Below are 19,582 nucleotides of genomic sequence, written 5' to 3'. Positions count from 1 at the left end.
GGCCAGCAGGGCGGCGGCGCTCCGGCCGACGACCCCTGGGCGACCGGCGCTCCCGCCGGTGGCCAGCAGGGTGGCGGCGGTCAGCAGGGCGGCGGCTGGGGCGGTGGCTCCGGCGGCGGTGGCGGCTACTCGGACGAGCCCCCCTTCTAGGCGGGCTCCACTCACACTTCTTGATCACACAGGAGAGACATCATGGCTAAGCCGCCTGTGCGCAAGCCGAAGAAGAAGGTCTGCGCATTCTGCAAGGACAAGGTCACGTACGTGGACTACAAGGACACGAACATGCTGCGGAAGTTCATTTCCGACCGCGGCAAGATCCGTGCCCGCCGCGTGACCGGCAACTGCACCCAGCACCAGCGTGACGTCGCCACGGCCGTGAAGAACAGCCGTGAGATGGCGCTGCTGCCCTACACCTCCACCGCGCGATAAGGGAAGGGTGACCGAATCATGAAGATCATCCTCACCCACGAGGTCTCCGGCCTCGGTGCCGCGGGCGACGTTGTCGACGTCAAGGACGGTTACGCTCGCAACTACCTGATCCCGCGGAAGTTCGCTATCCGCTGGACCAAGGGTGGCGAGAAGGACGTCGAGCAGATCCGTCGTGCTCGCAAGATCCACGAGATCCAGACCATCGAGCAGGCGAACCAGGTGAAGGGCCAGCTCGAGGGCGTGAAGGTCCGCCTGGCCGTCCGCTCCGGCGACGCCGGTCGTCTCTTCGGCTCCGTCACGCCGGCCGACGTCGCTTCGGCGATCAAGGCCGCCGGTGGTCCCGAGGTCGACAAGCGCCGCATCGAGCTGGGCTCGCCGATCAAGACCCTGGGCGCCCACGAGACGTCCGTGCGTCTGCACCCCGAGGTTGCCGCCAAGGTCAGCATCGAGGTCGTCGCTGCCTGAGCTTTGCTCTCGCTGAAGCGATGAGATGGGGCCGCATCTCCCGACTGGGAGGCGCGGCCCCATCTTCATGGTCATGTTTCACGTGAAACATCGTGTTTCACGTGAAACCGTCAGCGCGTCGCGCCCGTGACGATCCAGCGACCCGACCGGGTACGCAGCCACAGCGTCAACAGGCGCATCGCCATCATCAACGTCATGGCGGCCCACAGGGCGGTGAGCCCACCGCCGAGCGTAGGGACGAGAAGCGCCACGGGGGTAAAGACCGCCAGGGTAAGCAGCATCGCCCAGGCGAGATAAGGGCCGTCGCCGGCACCCATGAGAACCCCGTCCAGGACGTAGACCACTCCGCAGATCGGCTGCGAGACAGCCACGATCACAAGAGCGGGCAGGGCGGTTTCCTTGACCGCGGAGTCTCCGGTGAACAGGGGCAGGAACGCTGGGCGTGACAGCACCACGAGCAGGCCGAGTGCGACCCCGACCGCGACACCCCACCCCACCATTCTCCGGCAGGCATCGCGGGCCCCTTGGGCGTCACCGGCTCCCAGGTAGCGTCCGATGATGGCCTGACCGGCGATGGCGATGGCATCGAGGGCGAAGGCGAGCAGACTCCACAGAGACAGGACGATCTGATGGGCCGCGATGTCGGCGTCACCGAGTCGGGCCGCTACGGCCGTGGCGATCATGAGGATCGCTCGCAGCGAGAGGGTGCGTACCAGCAGCGGTGCCCCGGCCTGGGCCGAGGCCCTGATGCCGACGAGGTCCGGGCGCAGCGAGGCACCGTGTCGGTGTGCCCCGCGGACCACCACCCAGAGGTACACCGCGGCCATGCCGCACTGGGCGATGACGGTCCCCCAGGCGGAGCCCGCGATGCCGAGGTCGGCGCCGTAGACGAGTACGACATTGAGGACAGCGTTGGCGAGGAAGCCGGCGATGGCGACGTAGAGCGGGGTCCGGGTGTTCTGCAGTCCGCGCAGGACGCCGGTCGAGGCCAGCACGACGAGCATCGCGGGGATACCGAGGGTGGAGATCCGCAGATACGTGATGGCGTACGGGGCCGCGGTGTCGGAGGCGCCGAAGAGCTCCACGAGGGAAGGCGCAGTGGGCAGCACGACGGCTATGACGGCGGCACCGAGCAGCAACGCCAGCCAGATGCCGTCCATGCCCTGGCGGATCGCGGATTGCAGGTCGCCCGCGCCGACGCGCCGGGAAACGGCCGCCGTGGTGGCGTAGGCGAGGAAGACGAAGACGCTGACGGCTGTGGTGAGCAGGGCCGAGGCGATGCCGAGTCCGGCGAGCTGCGCGGTGCCGAGATGGCCGACGATCGCACTGTCGGCCATGACGAAGAGGGGCTCGGCGACGAGGGCGCCGAAGGCCGGGACGGCCAGCGCGACGATCTCGCGGTCGTGTCGGCGCCGGACGTTCCGGGAGCGCGCGGAGGCCTGTGTCATGAGCACCAATCTAATCGTCCACAGGTAAGAGATGCAAAGCCTTCGCGGCCCTTACGCACCGTCTCACCGTGTGTGCTTCTGGGTACGGTTCGAAGCGATCTTGATCCGACTGGGAAAGTTTTTCTTCTGCACAGGGGGTGGACGAGAAAACCGCAGCTCAGGGTGGTTTCGCAGGTGGGGACGAGGGCTTGTTCACAGGGCTGTCCACCGGGTCGTGCACAGGTTTCGCGGAGTTCTCCACAGCATCTGACCGCTCGTCCACATGGCCTGTGGATAACCAGATTGGCTGACGGTGCCCGCGGGCCTACGGTGGTCCGGCGCCTGCTCCGTCCACCGGCTTGTGAACCATCACAAAACCGACGCGCCAGAACCGGAGTTGGGCGTCTTATTTGTCAGTGCCGTGCCGTAGAAATGAGGGGCACGGCGAGGTCCGCTCGGCGGACGGGAGGAGGTGGCTCGGTGAGCATTTCCGAGCCCTTGGACGACCCGTGGGCCGACAGCGGCCCCAGTGATCGTCTGCCCGCTTCCCGTCGTCGCGGTGACGGGGGCCGCAGCCGTGACGAGCAGCACGAGCGCGGTCCGGACAACGCCGCCTGGGACGGCGGCGGGCCGTCGTTCGAGCGGGTGCCGCCGCAGGACCTGGACGCCGAGCAGTCCGTCCTCGGCGGCATGCTCCTGTCCAAGGACGCCATCGCCGATGTCGTTGAGATCCTCAAGGGCCACGACTTCTACAAGCCGGCCCACGAGACGGTCTACCAGGCCATCCTCGACGTCTACGCCAAGGGCGAGCCGGCCGACCCCATCACGATCGCCGCCGAGCTCACCAAGCGCGGTGAGATCAACAAAGTCGGCGGGGCCTCCTACCTGCACACCCTCGTCCAGACCGTGCCGACGGCCGCGAACGCCGCGTACTACGCCGAGATCGTGCACGAGCGCGCCGTCCTGCGCCGCCTGGTGGAGGCGGGTACACGGATCACGCAGATGGGTTACGCGGCCGATGACGACGTCGACGAGATCGTCAATCGTGCCCAGGCCGAGATCTACGCCGTCACCGAGCAGCGCACGAGCGAGGACTATCTGCCGCTGGGCGACATCATGGAGGGCGCGCTCGACGAGATCGAGGCGATCGGTTCGCGCAGCGGAGAGATGACCGGTGTGCCCACGGGGTTCACGGACTTCGACTCGCTGACCAACGGCCTGCACCCCGGTCAGATGATCGTCATCGCCGCGCGTCCCGCCATGGGTAAGTCGACGCTCGCGCTGGACTTCGCGCGGGCCGCGTCGATCAAGAACAATCTCCCGAGCGTCATCTTCTCGCTCGAAATGGGGCGTAACGAGATCGCCATGCGGCTGCTGTCCGCCGAGGCCCGCGTCGCGCTGCACCACATGCGGTCCGGCACGATGACGGACGACGACTGGACCCGCCTGGCCCGCCGGATGCCGGATGTCTCGGCCGCCCCGCTCTACATCGACGACTCCCCGAACCTGTCGATGATGGAGATCCGCGCCAAGTGCCGGCGCCTCAAGCAGCGCAATGAGCTCAAACTGGTCATCATCGACTACCTCCAGCTGATGCAGTCCGGCGGTTCCAAGCGCGCCGAGAGCCGTCAGCAGGAGGTCTCGGACATGTCCCGTAACCTCAAGCTCCTGGCCAAGGAACTGGAACTCCCGGTCATCGCGCTCTCCCAGCTGAACCGTGGTCCCGAGCAGCGCACCGACAAGAAGCCGATGGTCTCCGACCTGCGTGAGTCCGGCTCGATCGAGCAGGACGCCGACATGGTCATCCTGCTGCACCGTGAGGACGCCTACGAGAAGGAGTCACCGCGCGCGGGCGAAGCCGACCTGATCGTGGCCAAGCACCGTAACGGTCCGACGGCGACGATCACCGTGGCCTTCCAGGGCCACTACTCGCGTTTCGTGGACATGGCACAGACCTGATCCCCCGGCGCGGGGGAAATCGGCTCGACGTGCGGTGCCTTGGTCTATGGACTGGGAGCATGACGACACATCAGGAAGAGTTGCTCCCCGCGACCCGCCGGGCACTGCTGCACCGAATCGCCGTGGCCCAGTCCGAAGGGCGCACGCCGTCGCTCGTCGCGGCGGTGGTTCGGGGTGGACACACCGTGTGGCACGGAGCGCGGACTTCGGTCGACGGACACGGCCCGGACGAGAACGTGCAGTACCGGATCGGCTCGATCACCAAGACGTTCACCGCCGTTCTCGTCCTGCGACTGCGGGACGAGGGACTGCTCGACCTCGGGGACCCGCTGGAGAAGCATCTGCCGGGTACCGGGGCGGGGGAGGCCACGATCGCCGAGTTGCTGGCGCACTCGGGTGGGCTGGCCGCCGAGTCCCCCGCGCCGTGGTGGGAGCGGACGCCGGGCTCGCTGCGGCCCGAGCTCGCCGATGTGCTGGGCGAGCAACCGCTCCTGCACCCGGTGGGCCGTCGGCACCACTACTCCAACCCCGGCTACACCCTGCTCGGTGCGCTGGTCGAGAAGTTGCGCGGTGCTCAGTGGGAGGACGTGCTGCGCAGGGAGGTGTTGGAACCGCTGGGTCTGGACCGTACGACCGGGCGTCCGCGAGCGCCGTACGCCGGTGGCTGGGCAGTGCATCCGTGGGCCGACGTGATGCTGGCCGAGCCCGCCGAGGACCTCGGTCGAATGGCCCCGGCAGGTCAGCTCTGGTCCACCACCGGAGATCTGGCTCGGTTCGCCGTGTTCCTGGCGAGGGGGGACGACAGGGTGCTGAGCGCGGAGACCGTGCGGGAGATGCGGGCGCCCGCGGCGGCGGCCGAGGCCGCTGACGTCCTGGACGGCGCGGCGTACGGTCTCGGCCTGCAGATCCAGTGCTGGGACGGGCGGCTGCTCGTGGGGCACTCCGGCTCCCTGCCGGGTTTCCTGGCCAACCTCACCATCAGCGTCGAGGACGACGTGGCCGCGGTGGTACTGACCAACTGCACTTCCGGGCCGCTGCCGGCCAGGGTGGGTGCGGATCTCGTGCGTATCGTCGCTGAGGCGGAACCCCGGATCCCCGAACCGTGGCGACCGCTGCCGGAAGTCGACGCCTCTGTACTGGAGTTGGCCGGGCAGTGGTACTGGGGGACACACGCTTTCGCTCTACGGCTGACGGCCGACGGGGGAGTCTCGCTGGAGCCGCTGTCGGGCAACGGCCGCCGCTCGCGCTTCCGGGTGAATGCCGACGGTACGTGGACAGGGCTTGAGGGGTACTACGCCGGGGAGTCTCTGCGGGCCGTGCGGCGTCCGGACGGGGCCGTGAGCCACCTGGAGCTCGGGTCGTTCGTGTTCACGCGCCAGCCGTACGACGAGGGGGCCCCTGTACCGGGAGGCGTGGATCCGGAGGGGTGGCGGGGGATCGCCTAGGCGCCTTGTCCTGCCACGACGCGGGGTCCTGTTTCACGTGAAACAGGACCCCCACGTCGCGGTCGCTCACCGCGCGAGCCTGTGGTCAGAGCTGAAGCTTGAAACCGGTGTGCGAGGCCGAGAAGCCGAGGCGCTCGTAGAAGCGGTGGGCGTCGGTACGGGTCTTGTCGGAGGTGAGCTGCACGAGGTGACACCCCTGCCGACGGGACTCGTCGACCGCCCACTCGATGAGCTGGGTACCCAGGCCACTGCTGCGTTCGTCGGTGTGGATGCGGACGCCTTCGATGATCGACCGGGTGGCGCCGCGCCGGGACAGACCGGGGACGATCGTCAACTGGAGCGTGCCGACGACGCGGTCGTCTCGGACGGCGACCACCAGGTGCTGGTTCGGGTCGGCGCTGAGCCGTTCGAACGCTGCCAGGTAAGGGTCCAGATCGTTCGGTGACTCGCGCTGGGCGCCCAAGGGGTCGTCGGCGAGCATCGCGACGACCGCTGGGATGTCGTCCTCGGCGGCTGACCGTATTTCAAGATCTCCCATGACCGCACCCTACGCAGAGACGGCGGGAGAGGTCTCGGTGCGGTCCGGCAGCATCCGGCTAGCCGGGTACCGGTGTCTTGAGTGTCTCCACGACCCGGACCAGCGGGGTCAGGTCGGGGTTTCTGGCCGCTTCGTCGAGGGCCTCGCGCAGGGCGGCGTCATTGGTGGGCCGCGCCTCGTCCAACAGCTTGAGGCCGGCCGCCGTGACGTTGGTGTAGATGCCGCGCCGGTCGGTGGGGCACAAATAGCGCTCGAGCAGCCCCCGGTCCTCAAGCCGGGTGACCAGGCGCGTGGTGGCGCTCTGGCTGAGGACGACGGCGTCGGCCACCTGCTTCATCTGCAGATGCCCTCCGTCTCCTTCGTGCTGGCGGCTGAGCACGTCGAGCAGGGAGTACTCGCGCACGCTCAGGTCGTGCCCGGCCTGCAGGGCGCGCTCGATGTGTGCCTCGATCCTCCCGTGCAGCAGGGAGAGGGCGCACCAACCCTGGGAGAGGGCGGTGAGCGCGGGGTCCGTCGCTGTCATGTGTTTCCTCCGTCCCGGAGCGCCTGGGACCAGGGTAGACCAGTCACGCAATTGTCTGCGTTTGCATTTAGCCCGCGTCTGCAATTATTGTCAACGCACGCAAAGCGCTCCTGCAATCGTCTGGGAAGGTGTACAACCTCCATGCCTCTCGCGCTTTTGGCCCTCGCGATCGGGGCCTTCGGAATCGGAACGACAGAGTTCGTGATCATGGGCTTGCTGCCCGAGGTCGCGAGCGAGTACGGGGTCTCCATCCCCACCGCCGGCCTCCTGGTGACCGGATACGCGTTCGGCGTGATGTTCGGCGCTCCGTTGATGACCGTGCTCGGCACCAAGGTCCCGCGCAAGCGGATGCTCATGCTGCTGATGGGGTTGTTCATCGTCGGCAACCTGCTCTCCGCACTCGCCCCGGCCTTCTCCGTCATGCTGGCCGGCCGTGTGGTCGCCTCCCTCGCCCACGGCGCCTTCTTCGGCATCGGCTCGGTCGTCGCGGCCGACCTGGTCGCCCCGCACAAGAAAGCGGGCGCGATCGCGATGATGTTCACCGGACTGACCGTCGCCAACGTCGTCGGCGTCCCGCTGGGGACCCTCGTCGGACAGTCCGTCGGCTGGCGCGTCACGTTCGCCGTCGTGGCGGTGCTCGGTGTCGTCGGCCTGGCCGGTGTCGCCAAGCTGGTGCCCGATGTGCCCAAGGCCGAGGGAGTGCGGCTCCGACACGAGCTGGCCGCGTTCAAGAACGTCCAGGTCCTGCTCGCGATGGCCATGACCGTCCTCGGCTTCGGCGGTGTCTTCGCGGCCATCACCTACATCGCGCCGATGATGACCCACGTCGCGGGATTCGCCGACGGCTCGGTCACCTGGCTGCTGGTCCTCTTCGGCCTCGGCATGGTCGGCGGCAACCTCGTCGGCGGCAGGTTCGCGGACCGCGCCCTGATGCCGATGCTGTACATCTCCCTGGGCGCCCTGGCCGTCGTACTCGCCCTTTTCACGCTCACCGCGGACAACAAGATCGCGTCGGCCGTGACCATCTTCCTGATCGGCGCCCTGGGCTTCGCCACCGTCCCCCCGCTGCAGAAGCGCGTCCTGGACCATGCGCACGGCGCCCCGACGCTGGCCTCGGCCGTGAATATCGGCGCCTTCAACCTAGGCAACGCGCTCTCCGCCTGGCTCGGGGGCGTCGTCATCGCCGCCGGCTTCGGCTACACCGCCCCGAACTGGGTCGGCGCCGTGCTCGCCGCCGCGGCGCTGGTCCTCGCCCTCCTCTCGGCCGCTCTTGAACGGCGCGAGGGTGCTCCCGGCGAGGCCGTCGCGGGTTCCGCACCCGCCGAGCGGCCGGCCGCCGTCGCACATCACTGAACGGCCCCGGACGCGGGGTGCGGGGCCAGGGCCGTCCCCGCACCCCGTGGCTCCCCGCCCCGCAGACCACCGAGGCACCGCACCACCCAGCAGCAACCAAGGAGAAGACCCCATGAGCACCACCGCTGTCACCCCGCTCACTCTTCAGGACGCCGAAGTTCTCGTCGCCGCGGCCCACCGCGCCGCCGAGGCCGCCGGAGCCACCGTCAGCGTCACCGTCCTCGACGCGGGCGGGCACCTTCTCGCTTTCCGGCGCGACGACCGAGCCGTGCTGATCTCCGGGGAGACCAGCACCCGCAAGGCCTACACGGCGCTCCAGCTGAACGCCCCCACCGCAGACCTCGTGGAGGCCGTCCAGCCCGGAGGTCTCTTCCACACCTTGCCCACCGCGCTCGACCGGCCGCTTCTGTTCATCGCGGGTGGCGTGCCCGTGCACCGCGACGGCCGGCTGATCGGCGCGATCGGGGTCGGCGGAGGCGCGCCCGAGCAGGACCACGCCTTCGCCGAGGCCGCCGTGGATGCCCTCGCCTGACGCCGGCCGCCGTCCTGCCGCGAGAGCGGGTCCACCGCGCAGGGTCAGCCCGCCGCCACCGTCAGCGGAGCGAACCGCCGGTTCCAGTCGCCTGGCAGTTCCGTGATCCCGTACGTCATGACCGCGTTGGGTGCAATGGAGGCGAGACCGTGCGCCTTCGCCCAGGCCAGCAGTTCGTCGTGCCGGACGTCGATGTCCGTGCGCAGCGGCCGGTCCGTGCGGGCGGCGAGGGAGCTGATCAGAGCCTTGGCCGTCTCGGTGTCGCGGGCGATCAGGGGGCCCACGACATGCGTGTCCATGTTGGGCCAGGCCGCGGCGTACCCGATGAGACGACCGTTCTCCTCGGCGACGCGCAGTTGGTCGGCGAAGGCAGGCAGCCGCGTGATGATGGGGGTGCGGTCGGTGCCGAACACCTCCTCGTCGAGCCGGAGGATCGCGGCGAGGTCGTCGGCAGTGGCCGCGCGAGTCGCGGTCCTCGGCTCGGGTCCGCCCGGAGTGAAGCGCCCGCGCACCATCTCCGCCCGGCCGGTGGTCTTGAAGCCGAGCTCCTCGTAGAGCGGCCGGCCGTACGGGGTCGCGTGCAGGGTCAGGGGGGTGGTGCCCAGAGCGGCGACGACGTGACGCATCAGCCGGCGTCCGACTCCCTGACGGGCGTGCCGCTCGGCGACCAGCACCATGCCGATGGCGGCGAGGGAGGGGCGTCCGGGCGGCCCGTACTCGGTGACGGTGCAGGCGCTGACGAGGCCGCCACCGGGATCGTCGATGCCGTAGCCCTGCCCGGCGGTCAGGAGGAAGCCCCATTTGTGCTCCTCGCGCGGCCACCCCCGATCCTCGGACAGGTCGGCGCAGGCGGTGAGATCGCGAAGCGTCAGACGGCGGATCGGCAGAGAGGCGAGGGAAGGTGTCGGCACGCAGGTCAGGCTGTACGACAGTGGCCGTCCGCGTCCACCACTTTCCGATGGAACACGCGAGGTTTTGGCCATGTGGTGGCCGAGGGCACTGGGCCCCGTCATCCGCTGGACGCCGTACGGGAGGGCTGGCCGGCTGCCGCTGGTGTCAGCCGAGGTCGGGAGCGTGCATGGCACGCACACCCTCGATGTTGCCGTCCAGATAGTGCCGCAGCGACAGCGGGACGAGGTGGACGGAGGCGATCCCGACCCGCGTGAACGGCACCCGGACGATCTCGTACTCACCGGCGGGCTCGTCGACCTCGGGGCCGTGCCGCAGGGCGGGGTCCATGGACTCCAGGTGGCAGACGAAGAAGTGCTGCACCTTCACCCCGGTCGTTCCGGCGTCCTCGCCGATGTGCTCCACCGTGTCCACGAAGCACGGGACCACATCGGTGATCTTGGCGCCGAGTTCCTCGTACACCTCGCGGTGCAGGGCATCCACGACGGTGTTGTCGTCCGGCTCGACCCCGCCTCCGGGAGTGACCCAGTAGGGGTCCACACCGGGCTTGGTGCGCTTGATCAGGATCAAGTGGTCACCGTCCAGGAGGACGGCACGTGCGGTGCGCTTGACCACGGGTCGGACGGTCATGGAAGAAATGTGGCCCCGCTGGTTCCACGTGAAACATCGAGGTATGCCCGCTCGCGGGATCGCCGGGCTCAGTTCCAGTCGGCCGCCGCACGCAGCAACCACTCATGGGCGCGGGCAATGTGCGGCATCGCCAATGCGCCGGTCCGCACCACCAGGAAGTACGTCCGTAGCGGCGGCACCGCCGGTTCATGCAGAGCGACCACGTCACCGCGCTCCAGTGCCTCGGCGCACAGATAGCGGGGCAGTACGGCGAGCCCGGCACCCGCGACCGTACAGGCGAGGACAGCACGCAGGTCGGGAGCTATGACCATGCCCGGGGCGACCGGGCGGGTGTCGAAGACGGATGCCCAGTAACGGGCCACGAAGGGCAGTGACTCGTGCACCTCGACCACGGGGACGTGTTCCGGAGCGGGGGCGTCGGAGCGGCCGAGCTTTTCGGCGCCGGTCCGCTCCGCCCAGTGCGGCGCGGCGACCAGGACGTGTTCCTCGTCGCAGAGCGGGGTGGCCGTGAGCAGCGCACCGCGCGGCCGGGCCGTGCCGATGGCCAGATCGTGGTGTCCGGCGGCGAGACCCTCCAGGGTCTCCTCGGCGTTTCCGAACGAGGCGCGCAGCGCGAAGCCCTGTCCGTCCTCGCCGGTGAGTTCCGTGAGTACGGGAAGCGCCCGCTCGGCGGTGAACTCGGGTGGTCCGGCGAGATGGAGGGTCCTGAACGTGGAGTCGTCGTCCACCCCGGTCTCGGCGATCTCGACCAGGGCGTCGAGATGCGGTGCGGCCTTGTGGGCGAGTTCGTCACCGATCGTCGTCGGGGTGACGCCGCGGGCCTGCCGCAAGAACAAGGGACGTCCGAGCTGCCGTTCCAGAGTGCGGATCTGTGAGGTGACGGCAGGCTGGGAGAGGCCGAGCAGGGCCGCGGCACGGGTGAAGGAGCCGGCACGGTGCACGGTCACGAAGGTGCGCAGCAAAGCCAGGTCCACGACAAACCCTCCCCCTCTTCTGTTCTCCCCCAGCCCTCCGGCGGCGCCCAACTATAAATATGTCGATAGGTCGCTGTCGCTACTGTGATTGGACTCTGACACAGAGTCAACTAGCCTTAATCGTGCGGTTCTTCGCCCGCGGAACCGGAGGACGGTCCGAGCCACGAGGGGGGAGGCTCGGGCCGTCCGTCACACCTGGCCGGAAACAGCACGGTGGCTGCGCGGCGGCGCTCAGTCCGCCGATTCCTCCAGCGCACGCAGCAGGTCGGCCACCAGGTCCGCGGGATCCTCCGCACCGACCGAGAGGCGCACGAAGCCCTCGGGCACCGCGTCGCCGCCCCAGCGCCCACGCCGCTCGGCCGTGGACCGCACCCCGCCGAAGCTCGTCGCTCCCTCCACCAGTCGCAGCGCGTCGAGAAAACGATCGGCACGCGCGCGCGTGGGCAGCGTGAAGGAGACGACGCACCCGTAGCGCAGCATCTGCTGCGAGGCGATCTTGTGGGACGGGTCGTCGGGCAGCCCCGGGTACCGCAGTCCGGTGACCTCCGGCCGCGCACGGAGGGCTTCGGCCACCTTCAGCGCGGTGGCGTTCTGCCGGTCCACACGCAGTTGGAGGGTGGCGATCGAACGATGTGCGAGCCAGGCCTCCATGGGCCCGGGGATCGCACCGACGATTTTGCGCCAGCGCCGTACGGCGGTCATCGCCCCGGCATCGCGGCCGGCCACGTAGCCCAGCAGGACGTCGCCGTGGCCGGTGAGCTGCTTGGTGCCGCTGGCCACCGAGAAGTCGGCGCCGAGCTCCAGCGGGCGCTGCCCCAGCGGCGTGGCGAGCGTGTTGTCCACGGCGACCAGGGCGCCACGCGCGTGGGCCGCCTCGGCGAGTCGCCGGACGTCGCACACGTCGAGCCCGGGGTTGGACGGCGTCTCGATCCACAGCAGCTTCGCCCCGTCCAGGACGTCGAGCTGGGCGTCCCCGCCGGTCGGCGCGGTGCGCACCTCGATGCCGTACGCCTCCAGCTGGTCGCGGACCAGCGGCAGCGCCTGGTAGCCGTCGTCGGGCAGGACGGCTACGTCGCCGGCGCGCAGTTGGGAGAAGAGCACCGAGGAGATCGCGGCCATGCCGGAGGCGAACACCAGCGTCTCGACGTCGTCCTGCCCGGGAGCCTCCAGCTCACCGATGGCGCGCTCGAGGTGGGTCCAGGTCGGGTTCTCGTCGCGGCCGTAGGTGTACGGGCCGGTCGGCTCACCCGGCAGATGGAAATGGGCGGCGAACACGGGGCCGGGCAGCGTCGGCTCGTGCTTGACCGGCTCGGGCAGCCCGGCCCGCACCGCGCGCGTGCCGTCACCGGCGCCGTGAGGGGAGTCCTGCGCGCCCGTTCCGGCCCCGTTGTTCGTAGCGGAATCACTCATGCCGCCCGTCCTTCCACTTGCTCGCGTACCGCGGCGAGCAGTCCGCTGCTCGCCGCCTCCACCATCTCAAGGCATTCCTCGAAGCCGTCCACGCCCCCGTAGTAGGGGTCCGGTACGTCGAGGTCGGCGCGGCCGGCGGCGGGGTCGTAGGACCGCAGCAGCCGTACTTTGGCCGCGTCCTGTTCCGTGGGCGCGAGGCGGCGCAGTGCCCGCAGGTGGCCGGCGTCGAGGGCGACGACCAGGTCGAGGCGGGAGAACCAGGACGGCTGGAACCGGCGGGCCGTGTGGTCGAGGCCGTAGCCGTTCTCCTCCAGGACGGCCATGGTGCGCGGGTCGGCGCCCTCGCCCTCGTGCCAGCCGCCCGTGCCGGCGCTGTCGGCCTCGACCAGGCCGTCCAGCCCGGCGTCCGCCACGCGCGCGTGGAAGACGGCCTCGGCCATCGGGGAGCGGCAGATGTTGCCCGTGCACACGAAGCAGACGCGGTAGGTCATCGGGATCAGTCCTTGTCGGGCAGGAACGCGTTGAGGGCCCAGGAGACGACCGAGATGATCAGGCCGCCCAGGACAGCGGTCCAGAATCCGTCGACGTGGAAGCTCACGTCGAACGTGTCGGCCAGCCACGACGTGAGCAACAGCATCAGCGCGTTGACCACCAGTGTGAACAATCCGAGGGTCAGGACGAACAGGGGGAAGGTCAGCACCTGCACGATCGGTTTGACCAGCATGTTCACCACGCCGAACACCAGGGCGACCACGATCAGCGTGACGGCCTTCTCGCCGGTGCTGCCCCCGGTCAGGGTGATCTTGTCGAGCAGCCAAACGGCGACCGCGAGGGCGCCCGCGTTGGCGATCGTCTTGACTAGGAAATTCTTCATGTGTCTGATCGTGGCAGACGCGATCGGAAACGAACGGTGAGGTAGGGGCGGACGAGGCGATGAAGGCATTCCGGCTGGACGAACTGGAGGCGGAGCGCGCCGCCAACGACGGTGCTTACCTGCAGTTCTTGCGCGAGCGGAACATGTCGGTCGGTCTGTACGCCCTCGACGCGGGTACGGCCGACCCGCAGAAGCCGCACGCGCAGGACGAGGTGTACTTCGTGGTGAGCGGGCGGGCCGCGATCACCGTGGACATGGAGACCACCCAGGTCGCCCGCGGCAGCGTGGTGTACGTGCCGGCCGGGGTCGCCCACAAGTTCCACCACATCAGCGAGGATCTGCGGGTTCTGGTGGTGTTCTCTCCGCCGGAGAGCTGAGTCCCGACCCCGGATTCCCTAGGGGACCGGTCAGGGGGAGACAAGGGGTGCGAGGGCCCTGCCGGGGCACTCGCGGCCCTAGCATCGGGTGCAGGACATCAGATGACCCCGGAGGGACCCAGGGCCCCGGGCCGTTGAAGGACCCGGCACTCGAGCGGGCGGAAAGGTAAGGACGAGGGCGATGCGAGAGATCTTCACGGGACTGCCGTGGTGGGTGAAGTGGATCGCGGTGCCGGTCATCGCCCTGGTCGTGTTCGGCGGGCTGATCGCCAGCGTGGTCGGCTTCGTGATCGGACTGCTGTTCAAGTTGCTGGTCTTCGTCGCGCTCGTCGGCGGACTGATCTACGTCGTACGCAAGTTCATGTCGAGTTCGTCGTCGCGCAGCGACTGGTGAGAGCCGTGGGACACCGGTGGCGGTAACAGGAATCACCGGTTCCCTCGCGCGAGGGAAGTTTCCCCGACGGGCCGTCGGGGAGCGGTGACCGGCGAATAGAGTCCGGAACTCCACGCGGGGGCGACCCCGCGAGTGGCGCACACCCCCACCCGTGTCCCCCGCACGGGCTGCCCCCTCGCGTTCCGGGAGTGACTCTTGGCCACGGCCGACACCGGGTTCGTTCCACTGCACGCACTGCCCGTGCAGCCCCATTCGACGTCTCGGAACCCTCCCGCGGCTCCCTCCGCGGGTCCTCCGTCCGCGACCCTCATCAGCTCCGTGCAGCGGGCGATGCGCCTTCTGGAGTGTGTCGCCGAGCACGCGTACGGAGCCCCGGCCAAACAACTGGCCCGTGAGACGCGGCTGGCGCTCCCCACGGCGTACCACCTGCTGCGCACTCTGGTTCACGAGGGATATCTGCGCCGCGAGAAGGGCCTGTTCTTCCTCGGCGAGGCAGCCGAGCGGCTCAGCAGCAGCGGAGCCGAGCAGAAACGTCGCAGCACGGTGGTCGACGCGCTGGCCCGCTGGCGCGACGCGATCGGTGTGCCCGTGTACTACGCCATGTACCGCGACGGCGAGATCGAGGTCATGTGCGTCTCCGACACCCCGGGCAATCCGGCGGTCGAGGAGTGGGCGGACTTCCGCGAGACCGGGCACGCGCACGCGATCGGACAGTGTCTGCTGTCCCAGCTGGACGAGGACGCCCGCCGCGACCACCTGAACCGCTACCGGGTGCAGCCCGTCACGCCGTACACGGTGCGTGATGGCAATGCCCTGCTGAAGCGTCTGGAACGGATGCGGCGGATGACGCCGGTGACCGAGCGCCAGGAGTACGCCCTGGGGACGGTCTGCGCGGCGATCCCGATCACCGTGGGCACCACGGCCGCGACGATGGCCATCTCCCTGCCCCTCCACCAGGCCGACCGGCTGCTGCCCGCGGCGGAGCGATTGCAGGTCGAGGTGGGCCGGCTTCTGGGGTCGCTCGCGATCTCTATCAGTATCTGAAAACTCACTCCTTGTGATCTGGTGTGTACGTTAAGCAAGATGCCACCAGTGTTAGAGGTTTGATTCCCGGCCAGTCGACGGCGAATGACGGGGTAGGCGATGGGCGAGTCCGTACAGGCAGAGGTCATGATGAGCTTTCTCGTGTCCGAGGAGCTCTCTTTCCGCATTCCCGTGGAGCTGCGCTACGAGACCTGTGATCCCTATGCCGTGCGACTGACCTTCCATCTGCCCGGGGACGCGCCGGTCACCTGGGCTTTCGGCCGGGAGTTGCTGGTCGACGGGGTGGGCCGGCCGTGCGGTGACGGTGACGTGCGCATCGCCCCCGTCGATCCCGAGCCGCTGGCGGAGGTGCTGATCCGGCTTCAGGTCGGCAGCGACCAGGCGCTGTTCCGTTCGTCGGCGGCGCCGTTGGTGGCGTTCCTCGACCGGACCGACAAGCTGGTGCCGCTGGGGCAGGAGGGCGCGCTCGCCGACTTCGACGCCCACCTCGACGATGCCCTGGACCGCATCCTGGCGGAAGAGCAGAGCGCGGGCTGAACCGTTACGGCAGCTCTACGACCGTGGCGTAACGCTTCGCCGCGATCGGTTGCCGGATGGGTCAGCGCTTACGCCGACGGCCCCGCCCGCGTACGGGAGCCGCCCCGGCACCCGGAGCCGCCCCGGCACCCGGCGTCGTCCCGGCAGCCTGCGCCGCCGGTGGGCCGGCCGGTCGGTCGGCCGATACGACGAGGGCCGCGAGCGCCGTGGTGACCGGAACGGAAGCCACCAGGCCGATCGAGCCGACCAGCGTGCGCACGATCTCCTCCGCCACCAACTCGCTGTTGGCGACCGTCCCCACCCCGCTCTGCGCGATCGAGAACAGCAGCAGCAGGGGCAGCGCGGCGCCCGCGTAGGCGAGGACGAGCGTGTTGACGACCGAGGCGATGTGGTCGCGGCCGATCCGGATGCCCGCCCGGTACAGCCCTCGCCAGCCCATCGTGGGGTTGGCCTCGTGCAATTCCCAGACCGCCGACGTCTGGGTGACCGTCACGTCGTCGAGCACACCGAGCGAACCGATGATGACTCCGGCGAGCAGCAGGCCGCTCATGTCGATCGTCGGATAAAGGCCGTGGATGAGGCCGGTGTTGTCGTCCGTGTTGCCGGTGAGCGCGGCCCAGTCGATGAACAGCGATCCGAGCACACCGATCAGCAACAACGAGATCAGGGTGCCGAGCACCGCAACGGATGTACGGGCCGACAGGCCGTGGCAGAGATACAGCGCGATCAGCATGATGGCGCTGGCCCCGACCACCGCCACGGCCAGCGGGTTCGACCCCTGCAGGATCGCGGGCAGGATGAAGAAGTTCAGCAGCAGGAAGCTGATCGCCAGCGAGACCAGGGCCATGAGGCCCCGCAGCCTCCCGACGACCACGACGGCGAGCGCGAAGATGCCGGCGAGCAGGGCCAGCGGCAGCCCGCGGTTGATGTCGGTCACCGAGTACTGCAGGTCCTTGGGCGCGGAGGGCTCGTAGGCGACCACCACCTTCTGGCCCTCGTGCAGCTGCCGTGACTGGTCCGGCTGCACGATCTCGGTGAACGTGAGGCCCTTGTCCTTGCCGCTGTCGACGCGGATCGTCGCCCGCTTGCAGTCGCCCTGCGCCTGCTGCACCGCGGAGGAGCCCTCGGCGGTGGAGGTGTCGCCGGTCGGAGGGACGCCCGAGGCGTTGACGGACTGGCAGCTCAGCTCGACCACCTTGGTGACGGTGGCATCCTGCGTCTGCCGGTCGAAGCCGACCCCGGTGCGTTCGTGCGGCGGCGCACCGCCCGGCCACAGCAACGCGAGCCCGACCAGCACCGCCGCGGCGAACGGGATGAGGACCGCGGCGATGACCTTCCGCAGATGCCGGGAGACGGGCGCCGCCGGTCCGTGACTGTGGGAGTGCCCGTGCCCACCCGGACCGCCGTGCCCACCGGAACCGCCGTGGCCGCCGTGGCCACCGGAATCGCCGTGGCCACCGGAATCGCCGTGGCCGTCCCTCGCGCCGTGGTCGGCGTCCGTGTCGTGTCTGCCGCCGCCCCCGCCTTGAGCGCCGGAAGAGGCGGGCCCGGCTCCGTGGTCGTTGCCGTCCTCGGGGCCCGGTCCGCGGCGGGGCTCGTGCGGCGGAAACGGTGGGTGCTGCGGTGTGGTCACCGACCGATCATCGCAAGAACGAGAGGGGCCCTCTGTTCACCGCGCCCGAATTGACGCTAGCGTGGGGGCACCTTTGTACACGCGGGAGCTCGGAGCACCGGGCTGAGAGGGCGCTGACCTCCGTCCCAGCGATGTTTCACGGGAAACGTCACCGAATCCGAGTGATGTATCCCACGAAGCGTCGACAGACGGAAGCCGCTGCGTCGACCGCCGAACCTGTTACCGGGTAATGCCGGCGTAGGGAGTAGGTCTCATGACCATCAAGGACGCACGCACGCCTGCCTCCACGCAGAACTCCGCCCAGGAGGAGACCACGGAGGCCGGGAAGTCCATCGGCTGGCACAAGGCGTACGTCGAGGGTTCGCGCCCCGACCTGCGCGTGCCGGTTCGTCAGGTGCACCTCACCAACGGGCAGTCGGTCACGCTGTACGACACTTCGGGCCCGTACACCGATCCGCTCGTCGACACCGATGTCCGCAGGGGGCTGTTGCCGCTGCGGGAGAACTGGATCATCGCCCGAGGAGACACCGAGGAGTACGCGGGCCGCCCTGTCCGCCCCGAAGACGACGGAATCAAGCACACCTCTCCGCGAGGCGGCCTGCGCAACCTCGACGCCGTCTTTCCCGGGCGGCCGCGCCAGCCGCGCCGGGGGAGGGAGGGCAACGCGGTCACGCAGCTCGCGTACGCGCGCCGGGGCGAGATCACGCCGGAGATGGAGTACGTGGCCGTCCGGGAGAACGTCTCGCCGGAGGTGGTCCGGGAGGAGATCGCGGCGGGCCGTGCCGTGCTGCCCGCCAACGTCAACCACCCGGAGATCGAGCCGATGATCATCGGCAAGCGGTTCCTGGTGAAGGTCAACGCCAACATCGGCAACTCGGCGGTGACGTCCTCCATCGAGGAGGAGGTCGACAAGATGACCTGGGCGACCCGGTGGGGTGCCGACACGGTCATGGACCTGTCCACCGGCCGCAACATCCACACCACCCGCGAATGGGTGCTCCGCAACTCTCCCGTCCCCATCGGCACCGTTCCGCTCTACCAGGCCCTGGAGAAGGTCGACGGCCGCGCCGAGGAGCTGACCTGGGAGATCTACAAGGACACCGTCATCGAGCAGGCCGAGCAGGGCGTGGATTACATGACGGTCCACGCAGGCGTGCGCCTGGCGTACGTACCGCTGACCGCGAACCGTAAGACGGGCATCGTCTCGCGCGGTGGCTCGATCATGGCGGCGTGGTGCCTGGCGCACCACAAGGAGTCGTTCCTCTACGAGAACTTCGAGGAGCTCTGCGAGATCCTCGCCGCCTACGACGTCACGTACTCCCTCGGCGACGGCCTGCGGCCGGGCTCCATCGCGGACGCCAACGACGAGGCGCAGTTCGCGGAGTTGCGCACGCTAGGGGAACTCAACACGATCGCCAAGCGTTTCAACGTACAGACCATGATCGAGGGCCCGGGCCATGTCCCGATGCACAAGATCAAGGAGAACATCGACCTTCAGCAGGAGATCTGCGATGAAGCTCCGTTCTATACGCTCGGCCCGCTGACGACGGACGTCGCGCCGGCGTACGACCACATCACCTCCGGTATCGGTGCCGCGATGATCGCCTGGTGGGGCACGGCCATGCTCTGCTACGTCACGCCCAAGGAGCACCTGGGCCTGCCCAACCGTGACGACGTCAAGACCGGCGTCATCACCTACAAGATCGCCGCCCATGCCGCCGACCTCGCCAAGGGTCACCCAGGTGCGCAGGAGTGGGACGACGCGCTGTCGGACGCCCGTTTCGAGTTCCGGTGGGAGGACCAGTTCAACCTGGCCCTCGACCCGGACACGGCACGGGAGTTCCACGACGAGACACTGCCGGCCGAGCCCGCCAAGACGGCCCATTTCTGCTCCATGTGCGGTCCGAAGTTCTGTTCCATGAAGATCTCGCAGGACATCCGACGTGAGCACGGAGGCAGCAAGGCCGAGATCGAGGAGGGCATGGCTCAGAAGTCGAAGGAGTTCGCGGCACAGGGAAACAGGGTCTACCTGCCGTTGGCCGACTGAGTCCCTGCTCCGGCCTCACGCTGAGCGATGCCGCGCTCGGAGGGCGGGGCGCTTGGCGTGGGCCCGGCACGGTGGGGTGAGT

Annotated in this window: 21 protein-coding genes and 1 riboswitch; of the genes, 11 read left to right on the top strand and 10 right to left on the bottom strand. The window is 69.1% G+C overall.

The window, feature by feature from the left end:
• The first annotated feature begins 192 nt into the window (after nucleotides 1–192).
• Nucleotides 193–429 carry a 30S ribosomal protein S18 gene (rpsR, locus tag EBH09_RS17800; RefSeq protein ID WP_003949403.1) on the top strand — a complete coding sequence of 79 codons (237 nt, stop codon included), beginning with the start codon at nucleotides 193–195 and terminating at the stop codon, nucleotides 427–429.
• Nucleotides 430–447: 18 nt separating this feature from the next.
• Nucleotides 448–894 (top strand): 50S ribosomal protein L9, encoded by a 447-nt coding sequence (gene rplI, locus EBH09_RS17795; protein ID WP_121747978.1) that lies wholly within the window; start codon nucleotides 448–450, stop codon nucleotides 892–894.
• A 110-nt stretch (nucleotides 895–1,004) separates the two neighbouring features.
• Here rplI and EBH09_RS17790 read toward each other — a convergent pair whose 3' ends face one another.
• A complete protein-coding gene (locus EBH09_RS17790) occupies nucleotides 1,005–2,342 on the bottom strand; it encodes an MATE family efflux transporter (RefSeq protein ID WP_121747977.1) in 1,338 nt (445 codons plus the stop codon).
• A 459-nt stretch (nucleotides 2,343–2,801) separates the two neighbouring features.
• Between EBH09_RS17790 and dnaB the strand changes: the two genes are divergently transcribed.
• Both dnaB and EBH09_RS17780 read left to right on the top strand, forming a co-directional pair.
• Nucleotides 2,802–4,280, top strand: coding sequence for a replicative DNA helicase (gene dnaB / locus EBH09_RS17785; protein WP_121747976.1), 1,479 nt, complete (start codon nucleotides 2,802–2,804; stop codon nucleotides 4,278–4,280).
• A gap of 59 nt (nucleotides 4,281–4,339) precedes the next feature.
• Nucleotides 4,340–5,725: a serine hydrolase domain-containing protein gene (locus tag EBH09_RS17780; RefSeq protein WP_121747975.1), complete on the top strand. Its 1,386-nt coding sequence runs from the start codon at nucleotides 4,340–4,342 to the stop codon at nucleotides 5,723–5,725.
• An 85-nt stretch (nucleotides 5,726–5,810) separates the two neighbouring features.
• Here the strand turns inward: EBH09_RS17780 and EBH09_RS17775 are convergent, their stop codons facing one another.
• Nucleotides 5,811–6,263, bottom strand: a complete 453-nt coding sequence (locus EBH09_RS17775; RefSeq protein WP_121747974.1) for a GNAT family N-acetyltransferase — start codon at nucleotides 6,261–6,263, stop codon at nucleotides 5,811–5,813.
• Nucleotides 6,264–6,321: 58 nt separating this feature from the next.
• Complete coding sequence (locus EBH09_RS17770; RefSeq protein ID WP_121747973.1) at nucleotides 6,322–6,786, bottom strand: MarR family transcriptional regulator; 465 nt, start codon at nucleotides 6,784–6,786, stop codon at nucleotides 6,322–6,324.
• A gap of 141 nt (nucleotides 6,787–6,927) precedes the next feature.
• Between EBH09_RS17770 and EBH09_RS17765 the strand changes: the two genes are divergently transcribed.
• Nucleotides 6,928–8,139 carry an MFS transporter gene (locus EBH09_RS17765; RefSeq protein WP_121747972.1) on the top strand — a complete coding sequence of 404 codons (1,212 nt, stop codon included), beginning with the start codon at nucleotides 6,928–6,930 and terminating at the stop codon, nucleotides 8,137–8,139.
• Nucleotides 8,140–8,251: 112 nt separating this feature from the next.
• On the top strand, nucleotides 8,252–8,671 hold the full coding sequence (locus tag EBH09_RS17760) for a heme-binding protein (RefSeq protein WP_121747971.1): 420 nt from the start codon (nucleotides 8,252–8,254) through the stop codon (nucleotides 8,669–8,671).
• Nucleotides 8,672–8,715: 44 nt separating this feature from the next.
• Here the strand turns inward: EBH09_RS17760 and EBH09_RS17755 are convergent, their stop codons facing one another.
• From EBH09_RS17755 to EBH09_RS17730, 6 genes are all read right to left on the bottom strand, one after another.
• Nucleotides 8,716–9,582, bottom strand: coding sequence for a GNAT family N-acetyltransferase (locus EBH09_RS17755; protein ID WP_121747970.1), 867 nt, complete (start codon nucleotides 9,580–9,582; stop codon nucleotides 8,716–8,718).
• A gap of 145 nt (nucleotides 9,583–9,727) precedes the next feature.
• On the bottom strand, nucleotides 9,728–10,210 hold the full coding sequence (locus EBH09_RS17750; protein WP_121747969.1) for an NUDIX hydrolase: 483 nt from the start codon (nucleotides 10,208–10,210) through the stop codon (nucleotides 9,728–9,730).
• Nucleotides 10,211–10,278: 68 nt separating this feature from the next.
• A complete protein-coding gene (locus tag EBH09_RS17745) occupies nucleotides 10,279–11,184 on the bottom strand; it encodes a LysR family transcriptional regulator (protein WP_121747968.1) in 906 nt (301 codons plus the stop codon).
• 231 nt (nucleotides 11,185–11,415) lie between these two features.
• On the bottom strand, nucleotides 11,416–12,594 hold the full coding sequence (locus EBH09_RS17740) for a cystathionine gamma-lyase (RefSeq protein WP_121747967.1): 1,179 nt from the start codon (nucleotides 12,592–12,594) through the stop codon (nucleotides 11,416–11,418).
• Nucleotides 12,591–13,085 carry a low molecular weight protein-tyrosine-phosphatase gene (locus tag EBH09_RS17735; RefSeq protein WP_121747966.1) on the bottom strand — a complete coding sequence of 165 codons (495 nt, stop codon included), beginning with the start codon at nucleotides 13,083–13,085 and terminating at the stop codon, nucleotides 12,591–12,593. The genes EBH09_RS17740 and EBH09_RS17735 overlap by 4 nt, the downstream gene beginning before the upstream one ends.
• 5 nt (nucleotides 13,086–13,090) lie before the next feature.
• On the bottom strand, nucleotides 13,091–13,468 hold the full coding sequence (locus EBH09_RS17730) for a phage holin family protein (RefSeq protein ID WP_121747965.1): 378 nt from the start codon (nucleotides 13,466–13,468) through the stop codon (nucleotides 13,091–13,093).
• 59 nt (nucleotides 13,469–13,527) lie between these two features.
• On the opposite strand from EBH09_RS17730, the gene EBH09_RS17725 reads away from it, so the two are divergent.
• The 4 genes from EBH09_RS17725 (at nucleotide 13,528) to EBH09_RS17710 (ending at nucleotide 15,820) form a co-directional block, all read left to right on the top strand.
• Nucleotides 13,528–13,845 (top strand): cupin domain-containing protein, encoded by a 318-nt coding sequence (locus tag EBH09_RS17725; RefSeq protein ID WP_121747964.1) that lies wholly within the window; start codon nucleotides 13,528–13,530, stop codon nucleotides 13,843–13,845.
• 181 nt (nucleotides 13,846–14,026) lie between these two features.
• Entirely contained in the window at nucleotides 14,027–14,239 is a 213-nt protein-coding gene (locus EBH09_RS17720) for a DUF5326 family protein (RefSeq protein WP_007388908.1), read from the top strand.
• Between the two features lie 318 nt (nucleotides 14,240–14,557).
• The gene (locus EBH09_RS17715; RefSeq protein WP_121747993.1) at nucleotides 14,558–15,283 is read left to right on the top strand and encodes an IclR family transcriptional regulator C-terminal domain-containing protein; all 726 of its coding nucleotides are present in this window, start codon (nucleotides 14,558–14,560) and stop codon (nucleotides 15,281–15,283) included.
• A gap of 99 nt (nucleotides 15,284–15,382) precedes the next feature.
• Complete coding sequence (locus EBH09_RS17710) at nucleotides 15,383–15,820, top strand: SsgA family sporulation/cell division regulator (protein ID WP_121747963.1); 438 nt, start codon at nucleotides 15,383–15,385, stop codon at nucleotides 15,818–15,820.
• A 61-nt stretch (nucleotides 15,821–15,881) separates the two neighbouring features.
• On the opposite strand, the gene EBH09_RS17705 is transcribed toward EBH09_RS17710, so the two are convergent.
• On the bottom strand, nucleotides 15,882–17,453 hold the full coding sequence (locus EBH09_RS17705) for a YibE/F family protein (protein ID WP_121747962.1): 1,572 nt from the start codon (nucleotides 17,451–17,453) through the stop codon (nucleotides 15,882–15,884).
• 71 nt (nucleotides 17,454–17,524) lie between these two features.
• A riboswitch (TPP riboswitch) is annotated at nucleotides 17,525–17,714 on the top strand.
• On the opposite strand from EBH09_RS17705, the gene thiC reads away from it, so the two are divergent.
• A complete protein-coding gene (gene thiC / locus EBH09_RS17700) occupies nucleotides 17,707–19,500 on the top strand; it encodes a phosphomethylpyrimidine synthase ThiC (protein ID WP_121747961.1) in 1,794 nt (597 codons plus the stop codon). Its footprint overlaps the riboswitch before it by 8 nt.
• The last annotated feature ends 82 nt before the right edge of the window (nucleotides 19,501–19,582 follow it).

The organism is Streptomyces sp. E2N166 (genome assembly GCF_003671715.1).
Classification (GTDB): domain Bacteria; phylum Actinomycetota; class Actinomycetes; order Streptomycetales; family Streptomycetaceae; genus Streptomyces; species Streptomyces thinghirensis.
The sequence above is the reverse complement of the archived record's forward strand: the minus strand, read 5'-3'. Positions and strand labels throughout refer to the sequence as shown.

Coding starts and splice junctions, on each gene's coding strand:
- EBH09_RS17775 (WP_121747974.1), bottom strand. CDS start 6,263: ATGGGAGATCTTGAAATACGGTCAGCCGCCGAGGACGACATCCCAGCG.
- thiC (WP_121747961.1), top strand. CDS start 17,707: ATGACCATCAAGGACGCACGCACGCCTGCCTCCACGCAGAACTCCGCC.
- EBH09_RS17765 (WP_121747972.1), top strand. CDS start 6,928: ATGCCTCTCGCGCTTTTGGCCCTCGCGATCGGGGCCTTCGGAATCGGA.
- rpsR (WP_003949403.1), top strand. CDS start 193: ATGGCTAAGCCGCCTGTGCGCAAGCCGAAGAAGAAGGTCTGCGCATTC.
- EBH09_RS17740 (WP_121747967.1), bottom strand. CDS start 12,594: ATGAGTGATTCCGCTACGAACAACGGGGCCGGAACGGGCGCGCAGGAC.
- EBH09_RS17790 (WP_121747977.1), bottom strand. CDS start 2,342: ATGACACAGGCCTCCGCGCGCTCCCGGAACGTCCGGCGCCGACACGAC.
- EBH09_RS17760 (WP_121747971.1), top strand. CDS start 8,252: ATGAGCACCACCGCTGTCACCCCGCTCACTCTTCAGGACGCCGAAGTT.
- rplI (WP_121747978.1), top strand. CDS start 448: ATGAAGATCATCCTCACCCACGAGGTCTCCGGCCTCGGTGCCGCGGGC.
- EBH09_RS17730 (WP_121747965.1), bottom strand. CDS start 13,468: ATGAAGAATTTCCTAGTCAAGACGATCGCCAACGCGGGCGCCCTCGCG.
- EBH09_RS17720 (WP_007388908.1), top strand. CDS start 14,027: ATGCGAGAGATCTTCACGGGACTGCCGTGGTGGGTGAAGTGGATCGCG.
- EBH09_RS17725 (WP_121747964.1), top strand. CDS start 13,528: ATGAAGGCATTCCGGCTGGACGAACTGGAGGCGGAGCGCGCCGCCAAC.
- EBH09_RS17780 (WP_121747975.1), top strand. CDS start 4,340: ATGACGACACATCAGGAAGAGTTGCTCCCCGCGACCCGCCGGGCACTG.
- EBH09_RS17750 (WP_121747969.1), bottom strand. CDS start 10,210: ATGACCGTCCGACCCGTGGTCAAGCGCACCGCACGTGCCGTCCTCCTG.
- EBH09_RS17710 (WP_121747963.1), top strand. CDS start 15,383: ATGGGCGAGTCCGTACAGGCAGAGGTCATGATGAGCTTTCTCGTGTCC.
- EBH09_RS17735 (WP_121747966.1), bottom strand. CDS start 13,085: ATGACCTACCGCGTCTGCTTCGTGTGCACGGGCAACATCTGCCGCTCC.
- EBH09_RS17770 (WP_121747973.1), bottom strand. CDS start 6,786: ATGACAGCGACGGACCCCGCGCTCACCGCCCTCTCCCAGGGTTGGTGC.